This window comes from Clostridium ragsdalei P11 (genome assembly GCF_001675165.1).
Taxonomy (GTDB): domain Bacteria; phylum Bacillota; class Clostridia; order Clostridiales; family Clostridiaceae; genus Clostridium_B; species Clostridium_B ragsdalei.
In genome coordinates this window covers 48,367-64,510 of record NZ_LROS01000079.1, presented here as the reverse complement: position 1 = coordinate 64,510, position 16,144 = coordinate 48,367, and the positions used below count along the sequence as shown (strand labels likewise).

15 protein-coding genes are annotated in these 16,144 nt (G+C 30.2%); 7 read left to right on the top strand and 8 right to left on the bottom strand.

The features are described from left to right. The first annotated feature begins 139 nt into the window (after nucleotides 1-139). Nucleotides 140-337 carry a cold-shock protein gene (locus CLRAG_RS19690; protein ID WP_013238612.1) on the top strand — a complete coding sequence of 66 codons (198 nt, stop codon included), beginning with the start codon at nucleotides 140-142 and terminating at the stop codon, nucleotides 335-337. Nucleotides 338-499: 162 nt separating this feature from the next. Next, on the top strand, nucleotides 500-1,756 hold the full coding sequence (locus tag CLRAG_RS19685; protein ID WP_065079969.1) for a DEAD/DEAH box helicase: 1,257 nt from the start codon (nucleotides 500-502) through the stop codon (nucleotides 1,754-1,756). Nucleotides 1,757-1,806: 50 nt separating this feature from the next. On the opposite strand, the gene CLRAG_RS19680 is transcribed toward CLRAG_RS19685, so the two are convergent. The 4 genes from CLRAG_RS19680 to CLRAG_RS19665 all read right to left on the bottom strand — a co-directional run bounded on the left by CLRAG_RS19680 (nucleotide 1,807) and on the right by CLRAG_RS19665 (nucleotide 6,752). Next, nucleotides 1,807-2,988 carry an aminotransferase-like domain-containing protein gene (locus CLRAG_RS19680; RefSeq protein WP_065079968.1) on the bottom strand — a complete coding sequence of 394 codons (1,182 nt, stop codon included), beginning with the start codon at nucleotides 2,986-2,988 and terminating at the stop codon, nucleotides 1,807-1,809. 12 nt (nucleotides 2,989-3,000) lie between these two features. Next, a complete protein-coding gene (gene pdxR / locus CLRAG_RS19675) occupies nucleotides 3,001-4,524 on the bottom strand; it encodes a MocR-like pyridoxine biosynthesis transcription factor PdxR (RefSeq protein ID WP_065079967.1) in 1,524 nt (507 codons plus the stop codon). A gap of 124 nt (nucleotides 4,525-4,648) precedes the next feature. Beyond that, nucleotides 4,649-6,082 carry a sensor histidine kinase gene (locus tag CLRAG_RS19670; RefSeq protein ID WP_065079966.1) on the bottom strand — a complete coding sequence of 478 codons (1,434 nt, stop codon included), beginning with the start codon at nucleotides 6,080-6,082 and terminating at the stop codon, nucleotides 4,649-4,651. Further along, the gene (locus tag CLRAG_RS19665) at nucleotides 6,072-6,752 is read right to left on the bottom strand and encodes a response regulator transcription factor (protein WP_065079965.1); all 681 of its coding nucleotides are present in this window, start codon (nucleotides 6,750-6,752) and stop codon (nucleotides 6,072-6,074) included. Before CLRAG_RS19665 ends, CLRAG_RS19670 begins: the two co-directional genes overlap by 11 nt. Before the next feature lie 165 nt (nucleotides 6,753-6,917). On the opposite strand from CLRAG_RS19665, the gene CLRAG_RS19660 reads away from it, so the two are divergent. From CLRAG_RS19660 to CLRAG_RS19645, 4 genes are all read left to right on the top strand, one after another. Next, nucleotides 6,918-7,652, top strand: a complete 735-nt coding sequence (locus tag CLRAG_RS19660; protein ID WP_242872188.1) for an ABC transporter ATP-binding protein — start codon at nucleotides 6,918-6,920, stop codon at nucleotides 7,650-7,652. Next, the gene (locus CLRAG_RS19655) at nucleotides 7,633-8,811 is read left to right on the top strand and encodes an ABC transporter permease subunit (RefSeq protein ID WP_083985814.1); all 1,179 of its coding nucleotides are present in this window, start codon (nucleotides 7,633-7,635) and stop codon (nucleotides 8,809-8,811) included. Before CLRAG_RS19660 ends, CLRAG_RS19655 begins: the two co-directional genes overlap by 20 nt. 135 nt (nucleotides 8,812-8,946) lie before the next feature. Beyond that, the gene (locus tag CLRAG_RS19650; protein WP_065079963.1) at nucleotides 8,947-10,011 is read left to right on the top strand and encodes a glycosyltransferase family 4 protein; all 1,065 of its coding nucleotides are present in this window, start codon (nucleotides 8,947-8,949) and stop codon (nucleotides 10,009-10,011) included. Beyond that, nucleotides 10,001-11,026, top strand: a complete 1,026-nt coding sequence (locus CLRAG_RS19645; protein WP_065079962.1) for a lysylphosphatidylglycerol synthase transmembrane domain-containing protein — start codon at nucleotides 10,001-10,003, stop codon at nucleotides 11,024-11,026. The genes CLRAG_RS19650 and CLRAG_RS19645 overlap by 11 nt, the downstream gene beginning before the upstream one ends. Here CLRAG_RS19645 and CLRAG_RS19640 read toward each other — a convergent pair. Beyond that, on the bottom strand, nucleotides 11,013-12,185 hold the full coding sequence (locus CLRAG_RS19640; RefSeq protein ID WP_065079961.1) for a glycosyltransferase family 4 protein: 1,173 nt from the start codon (nucleotides 12,183-12,185) through the stop codon (nucleotides 11,013-11,015). The two genes, CLRAG_RS19645 and CLRAG_RS19640, sit on opposite strands and share 14 nt — an antisense overlap. Before the next feature lie 161 nt (nucleotides 12,186-12,346). On the opposite strand from CLRAG_RS19640, the gene CLRAG_RS19635 reads away from it, so the two are divergent. Further along, nucleotides 12,347-12,871: a ferritin-like domain-containing protein gene (locus CLRAG_RS19635; RefSeq protein WP_065079960.1), complete on the top strand. Its 525-nt coding sequence runs from the start codon at nucleotides 12,347-12,349 to the stop codon at nucleotides 12,869-12,871. A 72-nt stretch (nucleotides 12,872-12,943) separates the two neighbouring features. Here CLRAG_RS19635 and CLRAG_RS19630 read toward each other — a convergent pair whose 3' ends face one another. The 3 genes from CLRAG_RS19630 to CLRAG_RS19620 form a co-directional block, all read right to left on the bottom strand. Next, nucleotides 12,944-13,693: a flagellar motor protein MotB gene (locus CLRAG_RS19630; protein ID WP_065079959.1), complete on the bottom strand. Its 750-nt coding sequence runs from the start codon at nucleotides 13,691-13,693 to the stop codon at nucleotides 12,944-12,946. A 2-nt stretch (nucleotides 13,694-13,695) separates the two neighbouring features. Further along, nucleotides 13,696-14,487, bottom strand: coding sequence for a flagellar motor stator protein MotA (gene motA / locus CLRAG_RS19625; protein WP_065079958.1), 792 nt, complete (start codon nucleotides 14,485-14,487; stop codon nucleotides 13,696-13,698). 224 nt (nucleotides 14,488-14,711) lie between these two features. Next, complete coding sequence (locus CLRAG_RS19620; RefSeq protein ID WP_065079957.1) at nucleotides 14,712-15,806, bottom strand: DUF5667 domain-containing protein; 1,095 nt, start codon at nucleotides 15,804-15,806, stop codon at nucleotides 14,712-14,714. Nucleotides 15,807-16,144 lie beyond the last annotated feature (338 nt).

Genomic DNA, 16,144 nt, shown 5'->3' with positions numbered 1-16,144 from the left:
AACTTAAATTAATAGTTAATAATTAAACACAAATATATTTCAATTAGTACTTAACGACATAGTACGTTGATATGGGAATTTTATTAGTGAGTTATTGCGATGAATTTAAGAATAATAAAATTTCGGAGGTACACATCATATGAATGGTACAGTAAAATGGTTTAATGGAGAAAAAGGATTTGGATTTATTACAGGAGAAGACGGAAAAGATATTTTTGCACATTTTTCTCAAATAAATTCAGATGGATATAAAACACTTGAAGAAGGTCAAAAAGTTTCTTATGACGAAGGTCAAGGACAAAAGGGACCTCAAGCAGAAAATATTACTGTTCTCTAATTAATGAATTTTACCCCTTGAATAGTTATTCTATTTGAGGGGTTTTTAGTTGTCTACGATTAGATTTTACAATAAAATAGAAGTGTTAATTAACATAAAAAAGACAGTTAGTTTTATTGAATTTAATAATATAAAATTGGCAGTTACTTATAAGGGAGAAAAATGTTGTTTCAAAAATTAAATATTATTGACCCTATTTTAAAAGCTCTAAAAGATGAAGGATATGTTAACCCTACCCCTATACAGGAACAATCTATTCCAGTTATACTTGAAGGAAATGATTTTGAGGGATGTGCCCAGACGGGTACAGGGAAGACAGCAGCTTTTGCTATACCAATATTGCAGCTTATTTATAGTAAACAAGGAGCTCAAAATGGGTCCTCAGATATTCAAGCATTAGTATTAGCTCCAACGAGAGAATTAGCTATTCAGATTGGAGAAAACTTTACTTCCTATGGAAAATACACCAAGATAAAGAACACTGTTATTTTTGGTGGAGTTTCACAAAAACCTCAGACAGATGCATTAATGGCAGGAGTAGATATTTTAATTGCCACACCAGGTAGACTACTAGATCTAGTACAACAAAAATATGCAAATCTACAGCATATAAAGTTTCTTGTACTTGATGAGGCAGATCGAATGCTTGATATGGGAATGGGGCAGGATGTAAAAAGAATCATAGCAAAACTTCCTAAGGACAGGCAGACCATGGTGTTTTCTGCTACTATGCCTCAGAAAATTTTAAAGCTAATAGATTCTATTCTTATAAAACCAGTAAAAGTAGAAGTGACTCCTGTTTCATCTACTATTGATACTATTAACCAGGCAGTGTATTTTGTTCAAAAAAGAAATAAGAAATCTTTGCTTATTCACCTGTTAAAGGATGAATCTTTTGAATCCGTTCTTGTATTTTCTAGAACAAAACATGGTGCAAATAAAATAACTGGAGATCTTGTTAAAGCGGGTATAGAGGCTCAAGCTATTCATGGAAACAAGTCACAGAATGCAAGACAACTTGCTTTAAGTAATTTTAAGGAAAAGAAAATAAGAGTTTTAGTAGCAACGGATATAGCTGCGAGAGGTATTGATGTAGAAAAAGTATCTCATGTAATAAATTTTGACTTGCCGGATGTACCGGAAACCTATGTTCATAGAATCGGACGTACTGGAAGGGCAGGATCAGATGGAGTTGCACTTTCATTTTGTGATAGGGAAGAAAAACAGCTTTTAACAGATATTGAAAAAGTTATATCAAAGTCAATACCGGTGATTAAAGATCATCCTTATGCTATGGGTAATTCAAATATGGTTGTAAGTTCTTCAGATATAGTGAAAAATAAGGATGTCAAAAAGAAAGTGTCTGATGGAAAAAGCCGCAAAAGCAGTTATTTTAGGAGAAATAGAAAGAGAAGTTAGTTAAAAATGGAAGTTAGGTGGAGTTTAAAATTCCACCTAATACTAAAAATTTATTTGTTTTTAAGCACTTCTCCTAATCTTTTAATTCCTTCTATAATCCTATCATCTGGCATGTTTGAATAATTTAATCTAAAGGAATTTTTGAAATTAGCATTTGGGAAAAAAGATTCTCCAGCTACAAATGCCACGTTGTTTTTTATTGCTTTAGTAAAAATATCTGAAGCATCCATATTTGAAGGAAGCTGAATCCATATGAAAAGTCCGCCGTCAGGAAGAGTATGTTTTATATCTTTAGGAAAATACTTTTCTATGCACTGTATCATAAGTTCTCTCCTGTGTCTGTATACTTCTTTGATTTTTTGTATATGTTCTTCTATATCATACATTTCCATATATTTTGCAGTAATCATTTGTGCAAATATATCAGTGTGCAAATCTGCACTTTGCTTAAAAGGAACATATTTCTGAATAATATCCTTATCTGCACATATCCATCCAAGTCTTAAACCGGGAGCAAATATCTTTGAAAAAGTACTTAAGTAAATTACTCTTCCTTCAGTATCAAAATGTTTTACTGGTGGAAGTTCTTCTCCAGCAAATCTTATTGCACCATAAGGGTTATCTTCTATTATAACAATATCAAATTTATTTGCTATTTCTACCAGTCTTTTTCTCCTTTCAAGACTCATAGTTCTTCCAGTTGGATTTTGAAAATCTGGTATGGTGTAGATAAATTTTGCATCAGGGTTATCCTTAAGGGCCTTTTCAAGTTCTTCCATAATCATTCCTTCTTCATCCATAGGAACTTCTTTGAAGTTTGGAAGATAGGTTTTAAAAGCACTGATAGCTGCAAGGTAAGTTGGACTTTCACAAATTATAGTGTCTCCTTCATCTATAAATACCTTTCCTGAAAGGTCTAAAGCCTGCTGGGAACCTGTAGTAACTATTATATTATCCAAAGATGTTTTTATACTTAGTGTCTCCATTCTCTTACATATAGCTTCTCTTAAGGGAATATATCCTTCAGTGGTACTGTATTGAAGAGATGCTTCGCCACATTCGGTTAAAACTTCTGTGCATACGTTTTTTAATTCATTAACAGGAAAAAGTTCTGGAGCTGGCAGACCTCCTGCAAAAGATATTATTTCAGGCCTTTCTGTAACCTTTAAAATCTCACGTATTTCTGAAGGCCTAACAAAATTATTTCTTTTTGAAAATTTAGTATAATTCATAAGTAACACTCCTTATATAATAGGTTTTCCAAAACAATTGTCTTGATTAACTGTTGAAGAACTTGTATTTTCCAATAGTTCTGCTATAGCTTCCATGAGTTTATTTATTCCAATATTTATATTTTTTGCATTTTCGAAAGTGTAATTTAACCTCATATAGCTTTTACCATCGCTTCCTTCAGGGTAAAATACATTTCCCGGAGCATAGGAAACACCTTCCTTAGAACATTTTAATAATAATTGTGTTTGTGAAATATTTTCAGGAAGTTTGCACCAAATGTAATAACCACCTTTAGGAAGATTAAAACTAATGCCAAGAGATTTATTTCTTTCAAGTATGCTGAGCATTAAGTCCTTTTTTTTCATATATTCTTTGCATATTAGCTTTATGTGATCCTCGTATAATCCTTCTCGTAAAAATCTATCTAGTATATACTGAGAAGCTGTGTTAACATGAAGATCCGTCATTTGTTTTAATAAAGCAAATTTTTTTATTACCTGGATAGGTGCAGCAGTCCATCCCACACGCATACCTGAAAACATAGTCTTGGAAAATGTACTTAAATATATAACATAGTCGTATTTATCCAGGGCTTTCAAAGATGGCAAGTATGTATTGCCATAATTTAATTCGCTATAAGGGTCATCTTCAATAATAGGAAGTTGATATTTATAGGCCAAATTTAGCAGCTTATATCTCTTTTCCAAGCTCATAACTATTGAAGTTGGATTTTGAAAAGTAGGTACTGTATATAGAAATTTAGGCTTATATTTATTTAGCAAAATTTCAAGTACATCTAAATTCATACCGTCATTTTCCATAGGAACTCCTATGACTTTTGCACCTGATAACTTAAACAACTCAATGGCACTCATAAATGTAGGTTCTTCTACTATAACTACATCGCCTTTACTTAGAAAAGCTCTTCCAATAAAATCTATTCCCTGCATAGATCCAGAAAGTATCATTATTTCTTTAGGAGAAACCATTATATTTCTTGATTTTAATAATCTACTTAAGCTTTCTCTAAGGGGATAATATCCATAAGAAGAAATATAAGCTAGCATATCATTTCCACAATTTTTCCATAAATCTTTCTGCAATTTTACTATATCCTTAAGAGGATGTAAATTGGGGTCTGCAATACCAGCTGAAAAAGATATATTTTGGGGTCCTCCTACGGAATTTATTATGTCAATAATGTCATGATTATTGGCGGAACTTACATTTAAATCAAAAAATTGATACCATGAAAGCGGTACAGTATGATTTCTAATACTTAACTGCTTATTTTTTGTGTTATTTGCCACTATAGTTCCTTTCCCTTTATGGGACTCTAATAAACCTAAAGATTTTAATTCTTCATAAGCACTAATTACTGTACTTCTGCTCACACTAAGTTCTTCTGCAAGCTTACGTTCAGATGGAAGCAAAAAATTTGATGGAAGCATACCAGAGTAAATCATATTTCTTATTTCATTTTTAATTTGTATATAAATTGGTATGGAGCTTTTTTTGTCTATAGAAATGCGCATTTCTATCACTCTTTCTAAAATTTAAAAAATATTATATATATAATAACATTAAATTTTTATATTTAAACTACCAATTCTTATATTTAAAACCAATCCAATCTTATTATGATGATAGGCAAAACGTCTAATCTGGCAGTAATATTGTAAAAGTAATTATTCCTTCATCATAATTTCCCCATATCTTGCCATTGTGCCTTTCAATTATACTTTTTGTTATAGAAAGACCCAATCCTGAGCCTTCATCAGGATTTGTACGGGATTTATCTGCTCTATAAAACTTTTCAAATAGCATACTTACATTTTCTATATTTAAATTTTTACATTTATTGCTTATACTGATTAAAACATTTTTATCACATTGGACTAAAGATACATTCACATCTGAAGGTTTTATACTGTATTTTAGAGCATTGTACATCAGATTATTTAAAGCCCTCACAAATAAATTGATGTCAATTGTGACCATTATGTTTTCAGCACATATATTATCTACAATATTTAATTTTGAATTTTCAAAAGTAATTGAAAACTCGTCAATTAACTGGTAAATGAGTTCATTTAAGCATACTGTAGATAGGTGCAATTTTAAGTCTCCACCATTTAGTTTTGTGAACATAAATAAGTTATCCGTAAGTTTCTTCATGGTTTCAGCTTTCTTTAACGATATATTTATAAATCTTTGCATTTCTTCTTTTGATTTATATTCATTATTTTCTACAATTTGCAAAAAACCAATTATACTTGTAAGAGGACTTCTTATGTCGTGAGCCACATTTGTTATAAGCATATTTTTAGAAGCTTCAATTTTTCTCTCGTTTTCAATTTTTTCCTTTATCTTGTCTGCCATAAGGTTTATATTTTTGCATATCTCAGATAGTTCATCATGACCTTTTTGGCGTATTTTAAAATTTAAGTTTTCATTTGCAATAGTTTTTATACCGCAGCACATTTCATTTATGTATTTCATCCTATGATGGGTTATTATGAAAAATATCAGCATACATATAAAAAGCAAAATTAAAATGTTTTTGTCTCCCACTAGTGTTCCTATTGAATCATGAGGTGTATTTATAGGAGAAGCAGTAATCCAAAGTATGGAAATATCATTACCTGTTTTTATAGGTGTTTTGTATATATAGTCATGATACATGGTTAAATTTGTTGTATGATTAAAGTATTTTAAAAAGTCAGAGTATGTTTTTTCCAAGCTTGTATTTCCAGCAAGTTTAGATGAATTATATAAAATTTTGTTTTGGGGATCAGTTACAATAAAACCTAGTTTGTATTTTGAATATTTAGTTTCATATTTTGACAATACAGATTTATATTTGGAATTATTATTAAAATTTACACCACTTATACTTAAACTTACATCGCTGGAAATACCCGACAATCTGCTAAGGCTATAGTTGTAATTTTGAAACTTATAAGGATACTTTTGAGATGCAAAACTTATGTAGGTTGAATATGAGGCCATATATATAAAAAAACTTGCAATTAGTGAAAATATAAATGATATAAAAAATTTAGTTTGAATACCTGCTATTTTAACTTTCAATTTTATACCCAACTCCCCATACAGTTTTTATGTAATCTTTTTTAAGTTTTTGTCTCAATCTCCTTATGTGTACTGTAACTGTCCTGTCAAATTCTATGTAAGGTTCCTTCCATACGTTTTCATATATTTGCTTTATGCTCAGTACATTGTCCTTGTTTTTTGCAAGGAAAGCTAAAATTTCAAATTCGTGAGGAGTCAAGATTATCTCACTGTCATCTATTTTTACAATATGTTTATCCATATTTATAAGCATGTCCTGAATTTTAATCAAGCCTGAATTGTCATGAAAGTTTGAGTTAAATTCCTTATATCTTCTTAGGTGAGACCTTATCTTTGCAATTAAGAGCATTGAATTAAAAGGTTTTGCGATGTAATCATCAGCTCCAATAGTAAGTCCCATTATTTTGTCTGCATCGTCAATTTTAGCAGATAGTATTATAATAGGTAAATTTAAATTTTCTCGTATTTTCATACATGCCATCATACCATCCATCCTTGGCATCATAACATCTAAAAGTATCAAATCTATTTTATTGTTTTTTAAAATCTCCAGAGCTTCAATTCCGTCTTTTGCACACAGGGAAGCTATGTTTTGATTTTTTAACAATATAGTTAAAAGCTCTCTTATATTCTCATCGTCGTCTACAATTAAAACTACATTTTTGTCCATGTAAAAATTCACCTTCCTATTGTATCTATATTTATTATATACATTTTTCTATTGCTTTGGCTAACTGTAATAAAATCTTAATAAACAGTATCAATTTTGTAATACAAAATATACCAGGTTTGTAATATGAGCACACTATAATGAAGTCATCATATAGAAAAGGATGTGAATTTTTTGGAAGCATTGAGATTGGAAAGTCTATCAAAGACTATAGGAAAGAGAGAAATTGTGAAAAATTTAAATTTGAGTGTAAAGGAAGGTGAAATTTTTGGATTTTTAGGGCCTAATGGTGCAGGAAAGACTACAACTATAAAGATGATTGTTGGATTTTTAAAACCTACTGACGGTAAAATTTACATAAATGGAAAGGACACTAAAAATAATAGGATAAGCTTTATAAGTAATATGGCAGCTATGGTTGAAGCACCGGATATGTATCCATATTTAACTGGAGCTCAGAATTTAAGGCAGCTGGCAAGGCTTGATGGAGATATTAGTCAAAGTCAAATAGATGAAGCTGTAAAATTAGCTGGATTAAGTGACAGGATAAATGATAAATTTAAAAAGTATTCCCTTGGAATGAAACAGAGGCTTGGAATTGCACAGGTTCTCATGGGAAACAAAAAGATATGGATATTAGATGAACCAACTAATGGACTAGATCCAAGCGGAATGATTCATTTTAGAAATTTGTTTAAAAAATATTCTAGAGAAAAGAAAGTTACTATATTTATATCGTCTCATATACTTGGTGAAATGGAATCCATGTGTGATAGAGTTGCATTTTTAAATGAAGGTGAAATTAAGGGAATAGAGGATGTAAATACCATGAAGGGAAATCTTGAAAAAAGATATTTGGAAATTGTAGGAGGAGAAGAAGATGATTTTTCCAATAATTAAAAACGAAATCATTAAGATATTTTATAGAAAGAAATTTTTAATATGTTCTATTATATTACTGCTTGTAGCTGTATTTTCAGTATTAGCTGTGAATAGTGAAAATGGAGAGAGGGGACTGCAAAAAGACAAAAGTATAGAACAATACTATAAAGATCAAAAAAAATTAGTAAAGGATAAAGCAAAAATTGCTGAAATCCAAACACATATCGATAACATTGATAAAATGGTAAAGGATTATGAATTTCAAAAAACACATCCACTAGCCTGGAAAGATACTTTAAAAAAGGATGTAAAGCTTATGGAAAGTGTTGATGACAGTAAATTGGATGATGCTAAAAAAGAACAAAGAAAAAGTGAAATTACTTATAAGAAGTATTTATTAGAGAATAACATAAAGCCAGTTAGCAGTATTAAAGCTACAGGATACGTATTGTTTAATGATTACAGCCTTATTTTGGATTATGGCATGATAGTGATATTTTTAGTAGCAGTGTTTATGACAGTAGACAGTGTTTCAAGTGAATATGCACCTCCTACATTAAAGCTTTTGCTTTTAAGACCTGTTACAAAGACAAAACTTCTACTTGGCAAATTTTTAGCTTGTGCCATTTCAAGCTCTGCACTTGTAGTGATTTTCAATTTGATATTTTTTTTGTTTGGAGAAATTGTATATGGTTTTGACAGCTTCAAATATCCAGTTTCTATAGAACCTGCATTTAAACACAGCAGCATACAAAATATGGACTTGCATAAATTTATATCTGTCATTCCAGGAACGTCAAGTATTATGCCTCTTTATAAATTTTTAATTGAATTTATGATCTTACAGATAATTTTTATAATTGCAGCTACAAGTTTTTGTATTCTAATATCTACTTTAATTAAAAATAATGCAGCAGCGGCATCAATAGCCATACTATTTGGAGTAGCTTACATGATACTATCAAAAATTCCTGCATTGTCTGATAAGTCAGACATTATGCCAGCATTTTTTATAGCCCTTGGAAGCTCTGTAAGTATAATAACAAGACGAATTGTACAAGATACAGGGGCATACTATATAAATAATTTATCTGCAAGCTTGATAATGATTGGATGGTCCGTATTATTTTTAGGATTAAGTACAATTATAGCAGAAAAAAGAGAAGAGTATATCTAGGCATTTTCAAAGAAATAACAAGTAAGTATGCTAGTCTATTTTTTATCATATTGCGTCTATTTAAAGAATATATTTATAATAATTTGCAGAAACTACAAGAGCATAGACAAAGCTATTTGAAAGGGGAAATTTAATATGCCTGTTATTAATATGCTCTCTTCTGCAGAACAAGTAAAAGGGCAGGGGGTGTTGTCTGCTTATGTTGAACAAGTTAATTTAGTTAGAGACGGACTTCAAGACAATTATGAAGTAAAAGTAAATGCTTTTAAATTATGTGATATTATGCATTACCATACTATTGATTTTAAGTTCTTTTTAAGTATACCATTTGCAAAATTATTGGGTACAAGTGTTGCTTACGTACATTTTGTCCCAGAAACTATAGATAATAGCTTGAAACTACCTTATATTATAAAAAAGATATTTTACAAGTACATAATTTTGTTCTACAAAAGTGCAGATTATTTGGTAGTTGTGAATCCATATTTTATTGATATTTTGAAAAAATACAATATAGAAGAGGAAAAAATAGTTTACATACCTAATTTTGTATCTGAAGATAACTTTTTTAAATATGAAAAGGAAAAAGTAAAAAAAATAGAGCAGGAGTTAAATATTCCACTTAAAAAATTTGTGGTACTGGGAGTAGGTCAGGTGCAGCACAGAAAGGGTATACTAGACTTTATTGAAGTTGCCAAAAAACTTCCACAAATTCAATTTATATGGGCAGGTGGTTTTTCCTTTGGTGTGATAACAGATGGGTATAAGGAATTAAAAAAGGTTGTAGAAAATCCACCTGAAAATGTAAGGTTTTTAGGCATCATTGATAGAAAAAGTATGAATGATATTTATAATATTGCAGATATAATGTTTTTGCCTTCCTATAATGAGTTATTTCCAATGTCTGTTTTGGAAGCCATGGCACTTGAAATTCCCGTATTATTGAGAGATCTAGATATATACCATAACATTCTATTTGATGACTATTTAAAAGGAAAAAATATAGATGAATTTGTAAAATGTATAGAAAGACTACAGGATAAAGGTGAAAGTTATAGAACTTGGTGTGAAAGGTCATGGAAATGTCACAAGTTTTATTCCAAGGAATACATCTTAAACACGTGGAAGCAATTTTATGATAATATATATTATGAGAAGAATAAAAGAAGAAAGCTTAAGGAAAACTTAAATGAAAAATAAAATGTTTAATATAATTGTTGTACTTATTTCCACCTGTATTTTTTTCTCATTTTTCATTTTTACAAAAGGCATTCATTCTATGATTAAAGAGTTAAAATCACTGGATATTTACTGGATATTTTTAGCTGTAATAGCTGTTATTCTATTTTGGACATTTGAAACAATGATTTTATATACTATAATGAAAAATCTTTATCCTAGGGAACGTTTGTTTTCCAAGTCAATAAAATTTCAAATGGTTGGTCAATTTTTTGGCGCAATTACACCTTTAGGAGCAGGAAGTCACCCTTCTCAATTATATGCAATGACAGAAACAGGAATGCCTGCAGGACTTTCTGGGTCTATATTAATAATAAAGTTTATGATACATGAAATAGTAAGTATGTTTTTCTTAGTAGTAGCACTACTATTTAAGTTTAACTATTTCAATTTAAAGATTAAATATTTCTTTTACTTTTCAATTTTGGGAATTGTAATTAATATAGGGGTGATGCTGCTGGCGATATCCATTATAATAAATAAAAAATTAGCGAAAAGTATAATAAACTTTATTGTAAAATTGCTAGGAAAGATTCATATTATGAAAGATATAAAATCAAAGCAAGAGAAAATTGAAAATGAAATAGAAAGTTTTCATAAGAATGCAATTTTGATAGGAAAACATATAGGCATGTGTGCTCATGCTATAGTGTATTCACTTCTTCAATGGACTACTTATTTCAGTATTCCCTATTTTATATACAGAAGTTTTGGATTTAATTCTATAGATTTATGCACAATTATGTCTGCACAAGTGTTTTTAACAGTATTTATGACTGCAATTCCTCTTCCAGGAGCAGAAGGAGGGGCAGAAGGGGGATTTTATGTAATTTTTAATTTGTTTTTTAAAGCTAAAACCGTCATAGCCCTTTTTGTGTGGAGGATGATTACTTATTACCTGTCTATTATAGTGTCAAGCATGTTTATTTTAGCATTTCCAAATGTACGTTTAAAAAATGATATTATTGAACAGTAATGTTTTGACATTTTGTATTTAAAATTTTACTATAAGTTTCAATTACCCTATGGGTGAAAATGCAGCTGGAATATTTCTTTGAAGTATGAACTGCCTCTTCACTCAATTTGTTTTTTAAATTTTCATCTTTTAAGATTTTATCTATGTAATAGCTAAATTCCCAGGACTCCCTATAAGAAAATCCATTTTTGCCTTGGATAATAATTCCGTCTATACATGGATCGTATTTACAAACTACAGGACACCCACTGCTTAAAGCTTCTATATAGGTTAGTCCTTGAGTTTCACTGGTAGAAGCAGTGACAAATATATCTGCTATTTTATAATATTTATAAATTTCTTTTGGATCTATCATCCCTGTAAAAACAATACTATCTTCAAGACTTTCAGTGTGTACCTGATCCTTCAGGTTTTGTAAATAGGGACCATCTCCTACAATTAAAAGTTTAACATTTTCAACTTTATTAACTACAGTATTAAAGAGTTCTATGATTTCACTTATATTTTTTTCCTTTCCGATTCTTCCAATATAAGCTATAATCTTATCTGTATTTCTAATTCCTAGTGTTGAAAGAATTTCATTTTTTTCATTTGTAAGCAAAGGTCTACAAAATCTATTTAAATCAATTCCCGTTGGTATCACATTAATAGGTTTATTTACTCCATAATGAAGAAGCATCTTCTTTGTTTTTTCTGTTGGAACAACTACGCCGTCAAGGCTATTTAAAAGTAGACGTGCTATTTTCCCAACGGCACTTTTTTTTATAAGTTTTCCGCCCAATAAATAGTCCAAATATTCCTCATACATTGTATGATAGGTGTGGATTTGGGGGGCATTTATTTTACTGGCGATGTACTTGGCTGCAAATAAGGTAGAAAATTCTGTTTGGGAATGGATCATATCGGGTTTCCAATCTATAAGTCTATTTATGATTCTATTACGAAAGGGAACTTTAATTCTGGCATTAGGGTAAATTCCAACGCCAATGGACTTTAAATAACATATATCTCCTATGATTTTCTCATTTCCTGTAGGAGATAGGGTTAGAATTTTAACATCGTAATTATTATTCTTTAATTCTTTATATAAATTGTATATTGAAGTGACAACACCGTTTATCATAGGGAAATATGTGTCGGTAGTAATTAAGATTTTCATTTTCTGTTTCTCCTAATCTAATTAGAATTTTATATAATGTAAACTATAAACTTTCTATTCCTAATTAGTGTTTCCAATAATACATAAAAAAATAATAAAATGTAATATAATTTTAAATTTATAATAAAATTAACTATAATGATATTTTTTAGGAGGCAAGTATGCCAGGCGATATATCAAAACATACAAAATATATTGTTAATTTACCTTATCCTAAGCCAAGAGTGGAAAGAACAAGTATAGGATATGCAAATGTTCTTCTTAAAGATTATGCAGGAGAAGTAAGTGAATTTACTGCAGTTTCCCTTTATGTGTATCAACATATGGTAAGTGAAGGGAGATTTGAAGATTATGCCAAAATTGTTGGGGGCATATCTATGGCTGAAATGAAACATCTAGAGCTTATAGGAAAAACAATTAAACTTCTTGGTATAAAGCCAATTTATATTAATTCTGCATGTCCTCCTGGACAGTTATGGACACCTGCTTACGTTAACTTTATCACGTTCATTAAAGATATGCTTTTAGAGGATATTAAATCAGAAAAAAAGGCTATTAAAAATTATAAGTATCAAACATCAATAATTAAGGATAGATATATAGTAGAACTTATTAAAAGAATAATTATGGATGAAGAGTTACATCTAAAGTTGTTTACAGAATTATATGAAAAGTACAGCTCTTAAAATAAACAGAGTTCTTGGCATCAGATGGAGAAAGTCCATCCTTATAAAGCAAACTCCATCTGAACCTAAGAATCACTTGATGTTTGTGGACAATGGATATTTACGTACTATAAATATTTCTACTCTTCTATTTTGATCTCTACCTTCTTTAGTAAGATTAGTAGACTTTGGCTGATATTCAGAATAAGCTTGTATTGAAACTTTTGTTATATTAATTCCACCACTTTTTACCATAAAATTCATTACGTTTATAGCTCTCATAGCACTTAAATCCCAATTAGACCGAAATTTTGAATTATGTATGGGCACATTATCTGTGTGTCCTGCAATTCTAATATTATTATCTAAATTTTCAATCATTTCTGAAATGGATATGAGAAGTGGATGTATATGAGTCAGAACTTCTGCATCTCCAGAATTAAATAAAACTGCTTCCTGTATTGAAATACCCAGACCGTCTTTGCTAATTTCAACTTTAACTTTACCATCATATCCATCTTGTTTGATTTTTGCATCTAGAGTTTTCTTAATTTCATTCATAGTATATTGTTCGGTTTTGCCAGCACTTTCATCGGGCTTATCAGTGGATTGTCCTGTTTCAATAAATTGATTGGTACTGCTGCCACCAGTATTTTGTATGCTTTTTTCTCCTGAAAAAATGACATTGAATTGCTGACTTATTTTAGCAAGTTTTTCTTGATCAATTTTACTTATGGCAAACATAACTATGAAAAGAGCCAATAGGAGAGTAAGCATATCTGCATATGGAATGAGCCACGTTTCGTCTACATGTTCTTCATGGTGTTGTCTCTTTTTACCCATAATTAATCTCCTTTACTTTCACTGCCTTTTTCCATGTTTTTTCTTAGCTTAGGAGGTAGCATACTCACTAATTTTTGTTCAATACTCTTTGGGTTATTTCCAGATTGTATGGCTAGGACACCGCTCATTATTATGTACATAGTGCGTATTTCTTCTTGTGATTTTCTTTTCAGTCTGGAAGCAAAGGGGTGACAAATCACATATCCCAAAAAAATTCCATATAGAGTTGCAACAAAGGCTGCTGCTATCATGTGTCCTAATTTTTCAGTATCATTAAGATTACCAAGAGCTCCAATTAGTCCAATAACAGCTCCTAGAACTCCAAGTGTTGGAGCTGAACCACCCGCTGTTGTCATTACTGAAGCGCCTGCACGGTGTCTTTCTTCTCTATTTTCAATTTCAAGCTCTAACACTTCAATTATATATTGAGGTTCTACTCCATCTACAACCATTTCAAGACCTTTTTTCATAAATTCATTATTCAAAGATTGTAAAGTATTTTCAAGAGATAACAATCCATTTTTCCTAGTTTGGTGAGACATGTCCACAAGTTGATTTATAATTGCAGCGGGATCATCAGTCTTTTTATTTTTAAAAAGAACTTTTAATATTTTAGGAATATTAATAAACTCTTCCTTGGGAAAAGAGTTCATTACTGCTGCTGTAGTACCAACCAAAATTATAATTGCTGCAGCAGGATTTAATAGTACAGCTACATTTGCACCTTTTACAATCATTCCTACAACAACAGCAAGGATGCCTGTTATAATACCTATAACTAGAAAAATATCCATTCTTGTGCCCCCCATGAAATATTGAATATTTATCAATTGGTGATTTTTCGACGATTTTATAGCGATAGCATATCACACTTTTTATATTATGAACAAGTGCTTTTAGAATATTCCAATAATTATTTGAAAGGAATATATGGTATCAATTTTTTAAAATGTATAAAAATAACATGTCAAAAATATCTTTAAGGTATTTTTGACATGTTATATAATCTCATAACAAATTAGTGTTGTGATTTTTCCTTTTTTTCACCATTGCCATTGTTTGACTTTGCTTCATCTTTTTTATCTTCTTTATTACTGTTAGTTACTTCCGTTTTAGGTTTGTTTTTTAAAGTTGGTGTTGGTGAGGTTTGTTTTTTTGTATTTTCACTATTTACAGAAGTTGATTTAGGTGAAGCTGACTTTGCTGGAGTTGAAGCTGAATCAGTGGAAGTTAAGCTAGCTTCTGTAGTGTTTGTAGTAGTATTTGTCGTAGTAGGGGTAGTTGGTGCTGGTGAAGTTTGTTTTTTACTTTCCGATGTAGTTTCATTATTTTTTGAATCCTTCTTTGTCTGGCCTTTATTTTCTTTTGTTGTTTTACCCACACTTATTTTAGAAGCTTCTTTTTTAGCTTCAACAGCTTTTGCAAGATTTTGCTTTTCTGTATCTAATGCTAGTTTTTTCTGTTGCAGCAAATCTTCTGCAGCTTTAATTGCAGCTTCGTCTCCTGATTGTTTTGCTGTCTCAAGAGCTGCTTTGGCTTCGTTATATTGTTTTTTAGCATCATTATAAATTTGGCGTTCTTTTTTTACAGCTATTAAGGCATTTCTTTTTGCTGTCTGCATTTCTATAACTTTTGCTACTGTAGCTTTTGCTTTATTTGGAAGTTTATCTTGAAGTTTGGTTAATACATCTAAAGAGTTTTTCTGCTTATCAATAATTTTGTTTTCTATGTTTTCAACATCTTTAAGTTTATCTTCATCACCTGAAGTTTGAGCTTTGTCTATTGCATCTTCAATTTTAGTTTGAGCTTCATTCATGTTATTTTCATAGTCAGTAAGGGCTGTATTTGCAAGATCTTGTTTATCTTCACTTGCCATTACCTCACTCTCACCTAATCTTTCCTCAGCTATCTCTAATAATGTATTAGCTTTATCTTCTTCTGAAGAAGATAGTGTAACTTTTAAATTGTCTACAGCTTTATCCGCTGAATATAAGATACTATCTGGTGTTATACCTGCTTGATCTGTTAAAGTTGTTGCATCAGAAGCAAATACGCTGCTGCCTAAGCTCATTGTTACCACTATACTTGTTACTAAAACCATTATTTTTTTCATTTTAATAATCCTCCTTAAATATATAAATGTAAATTATATTTTTTATGAATGTCATTTAACTATTCACTAAAATATACGGCTGATAAATGTATTTTAGGGGGGCTTCAATTAAAAATTAAAAGTTAATAGTTATGGATCATTTATTGCGGTAGTCTACATATGATGCATAAATATATTACAAATCCAAAAATAACTAATTTAAATTCCATAACTTTCAAATCTATATAATTGATGCTATAATAAGCAATATATGCTTGTAAAATTATGCTTATAAAAGAAGGGAAGTGTGAAAACCTGATAATATTTGACGAATAGAAAAAGCATTATAATTTTTAGAT

What these genes read in the sequence shown, in the direction of transcription:
- CLRAG_RS19665 (WP_065079965.1), bottom strand. Translation starts at nt 6,752, where the DNA reads ATGGACAAAAATGTAGTTTTAATTGTAGACGACGATGAGAATATAAGA.
- CLRAG_RS19620 (WP_065079957.1), bottom strand. Translation starts at nt 15,806, where the DNA reads ATGAAAAAAATAATGGTTTTAGTAACAAGTATAGTGGTAACAATGAGC.
- CLRAG_RS19685 (WP_065079969.1), top strand. Translation starts at nt 500, where the DNA reads ATGTTGTTTCAAAAATTAAATATTATTGACCCTATTTTAAAAGCTCTA.
- CLRAG_RS19630 (WP_065079959.1), bottom strand. Translation starts at nt 13,693, where the DNA reads ATGGGTAAAAAGAGACAACACCATGAAGAACATGTAGACGAAACGTGG.
- CLRAG_RS19690 (WP_013238612.1), top strand. Translation starts at nt 140, where the DNA reads ATGAATGGTACAGTAAAATGGTTTAATGGAGAAAAAGGATTTGGATTT.
- CLRAG_RS19655 (WP_083985814.1), top strand. Translation starts at nt 7,633, where the DNA reads ATGATTTTTCCAATAATTAAAAACGAAATCATTAAGATATTTTATAGA.
- pdxR (WP_065079967.1), bottom strand. Translation starts at nt 4,524, where the DNA reads ATGCGCATTTCTATAGACAAAAAAAGCTCCATACCAATTTATATACAA.
- CLRAG_RS19635 (WP_065079960.1), top strand. Translation starts at nt 12,347, where the DNA reads ATGCCAGGCGATATATCAAAACATACAAAATATATTGTTAATTTACCT.
- CLRAG_RS19650 (WP_065079963.1), top strand. Translation starts at nt 8,947, where the DNA reads ATGCCTGTTATTAATATGCTCTCTTCTGCAGAACAAGTAAAAGGGCAG.
- CLRAG_RS19680 (WP_065079968.1), bottom strand. Translation starts at nt 2,988, where the DNA reads ATGAATTATACTAAATTTTCAAAAAGAAATAATTTTGTTAGGCCTTCA.
- CLRAG_RS19645 (WP_065079962.1), top strand. Translation starts at nt 10,001, where the DNA reads ATGAAAAATAAAATGTTTAATATAATTGTTGTACTTATTTCCACCTGT.
- motA (WP_065079958.1), bottom strand. Translation starts at nt 14,487, where the DNA reads ATGGATATTTTTCTAGTTATAGGTATTATAACAGGCATCCTTGCTGTT.
- CLRAG_RS19640 (WP_065079961.1), bottom strand. Translation starts at nt 12,185, where the DNA reads ATGAAAATCTTAATTACTACCGACACATATTTCCCTATGATAAACGGT.